A 3,049-nucleotide genomic window follows, 5' to 3' on the forward strand; every position below is an offset into this window, starting at 1 on the left:
CCGTGGTCCCCGTGAATCCGGTACCGGTCACAGTGACTGTATTGCCACCGGTTTCGGGACCCTGATTCGGGCTGACCGTCCCCACAACCGGGGCGGGGACATAGGTGTACAAGCGGCTGTTGCTGGTACCGCCCGAGGTAGTGACAGTGGTGTTGACCGTACCGGTGCCGGCGGGCACGACAGCGGTGATGTCGGTATCCGACACCACGATGAACGACGTCGCCGGCGTCGCACCGAACTGCACGACAGTGGCACCGGTGAATCCGCCACCGGTCAAGGTCACCGTGTTACCACCGGTTTCGGGACCCTGGTCGGGGGTCACCGCAGCCAACGTCGGTGCGGGGATGTAGGTGTAGAAGAGCGGATTACTGGTGCCGCCGACCGAACTCACGGTGACCGCGGCGGTACCGGTGCGCGCGGGCGCGATCGCGGTGATCTCGGTATCGGAGACGACAGTGAACGACGTTGCCGGGGTTACGCCGAAATGCACTGCGGTGGTACCGGTGAATCCGGTGCCGGTCACAGTGACCGTATTACCACCGGTCTCAGGTCCCTCGCCGGGGACGATCGAGCTCAGGGTGGGTGCGGGAACATAGGTGTAAGGCACCGGGACGCTGCTGCCCCCCGGAGTGGTGACGGTGATGTCCACCGCTCCGGTGCCGGCGGGGACGACCGCGGTGATCTCGGTATCGGACACCACTGTGAACGACACCGCCGTGTTCGGGCCGAAGTGCACGGCGGTGGTGCCGGTGAATCCCGTGCCGGTCAAAGTGACTGTGTTGCCACCGGTTTCGGGGCCCTGATTCGGACTGACGGTCCCCACAGTGGGAACCGGGGCATAGGTGTAGGTGACCGGATTGCTGGTGCCGCCCGCGGTGGTGACGGTCGTGTTGACCGAGCCCGTGCCGGCGGGGACGACCGCGGTGATCTCGGTGTCGGAGACCACGGTGAACGACACCGCCGTGTTCGGGCCGAACTGCACGGCGGTGGTGCCCGTGAATCCGGTGCCGGTCAAGGTGACCGTGTTGCCACCGATCTCCGGCCCCTCGCTCGGGACCACCGCGCTGAGGACCGGGGTGCCGAGGTAGGTGTATGGGGCCGTATTACTGGTAGCGACCGGGGTGGTGACCGTGACCAGCACCGTGCCGGTCCCTGCCGGGGCCACGGCGGTGATCTGCGTATCGGAGTCGACGGTGAACGAGGTCGCCGGGGTGGCGCCGAAGTTCACCGCGAGGGCTCCGGTGAAGTTGCTGCCCTGGAGTACAACCGAGTTGCCGCCTGCTTCGGGACCAAGTGCGGGGACAAGCGCGCGCAGGGCGGGGGCTGTGCCGTAGGTGTAGAGCACTCCGTTGCTCGCGCCCGTGGGCGAGCTGACGGTTACCGACACAGTGCCGGTCCCTGCCGGGGCGACCGCGGTGATCTGCGTATCGGAGTCGACGGTGAACGACGCGGCCGGGGTCGGCCCGAATAGAACCGTGTCGACAGCGAGCAGATTGGTGCCGGTAAGGATTACGGTGTTGCCGCCAGTTTCCGGCCCCTGGTTGGGAGCCACCGAGGTCAGGGTGGGTATCAGGACGTAGGTGTAGGTCACCGGGTTGCTGGTGCCGCCCATGGTGGTGACGGTCGCATTGACCGAGCCCGTCCCCGCGGGGACGACTGCGATGATCTCGGTGTCGGACACGACGGCGAATGAGGTGGCGGTGTTCGGACCGAAGTGCACGGCGGTGGTGCCCGTGAATCCCGTACCGGTCACAGTGACCGTATTGCCACCGGTTTCGGGACCCTGGTTGGGGCTGACAGTTCCCACAGTGGGCGCCGGGACATAGGTGTACAAGATGTTATTGGTGGTGCCTCCTGGTGTGGTGGCGGTCGTATTGACCGTGCCGGTGCCAGCGGGGGCCACTGCGGAGATGTCGGTGTCGGACACGACGGTGAACGACGTGGCCGGCGTCGCGCCGAAGTGCACGGCGGTGGTGCCGGTCAACCCCGTACCGGTCAAAGTGACAGTGTTACCACCGGTTTCGGGACCCTGGTCGGGGGTCACCGCAGCCAACATGGGTGCGGAAACATAGGTGTAGAAGACCGGATTACTGGTGCCACCGGTCGCGGTGACAGTGACCGTAGCAGTACCCGTGCGCGCAGGAGCGACGGCGGTGATTTGAGTATCGGACACGACGGTGAACGACGGAGCCGGAATCACACCGAAATGCACCGCGGTAGTCCCCGTGAACCCGGTACCGGTCAAAGTGACCGTATTGCCACCGGTTTCGGGTCCCTCGCCGGGGACGACCGAGCTCAGGGTGGGTGCGGGAACATAGGTGTAGGGCACTGGGACGCTGCTACCACCCGGAGTGGTGACGGTGATATCCCCCGCTCCCGTCCCGGCAGGAGCGACCGCGATAATCTCGGTATCGGACACCACCGTGAACGACACAGCCGCATTCGGACCGAAATGCACGGCGGTGGTACCGGTGAATCCGGTGCCGGTCAAAGTGACTGTATTGCCACCGGTTTCGGGACCCTGATTCGGGCTGACCGTCCCCACAACCGGGGCGGGGACGTAGCTGTAGGTGACCGAATTGCTGGTGCCGCCCGCGGTCGTGACGGTCGTGTTGACCGAGCCCGTCCCCGCGGGCACTACAGCGGTGATGTCGGTATCGGACACCACGGTGAACGACACTGCCGGAGTCGCACCGAACTGCACGACAGTGGCACCGGTGAATCCGCCACCGGTCAAAGTGACCGTATTACCACCGGTTTCGGGACCCTGGTCGGGGGTCACCGCAGCCAACGTCGGTGCGGGGATGTAGGTGTAGAAGACCGGATTACTGGTGCCACCGATCGCGGTGACAGTGACCGCGGCAATACCAGTGCGCGCAGGAGCGACGGCCGTGATCTGAGTATCGGACACGACGGTGAACGACGTCGCCAGGCTCACACCGAAATGCACCGCAGTAGCACCGGTGAACCCAGTACCGGTCAAAGTGACCGTATTACCACCGGTCTCAGGCCCCTCGCTGGGGACGATCGAGGCCAACGTGGGCACCGG

1 protein-coding gene is annotated in these 3,049 nt (G+C 65.5%); it reads right to left on the reverse strand.

All coding sequences use genetic code 11. From position 1 onward, the window contains the following. A partial coding sequence (locus tag NV1_RS41500) for an IPT/TIG domain-containing protein (RefSeq protein ID WP_507762143.1) occupies positions 1–3,046 on the reverse strand: 3,046 nt, incomplete at its 3' end. Between the last annotated feature and the right edge of the window lie 3 nt (positions 3,047–3,049).

This window comes from Nocardia vaccinii NBRC 15922 (assembly GCF_001613305.1).
Taxonomy (GTDB): Bacteria; Actinomycetota; Actinomycetes; order Mycobacteriales; family Mycobacteriaceae; genus Nocardia; species Nocardia vaccinii.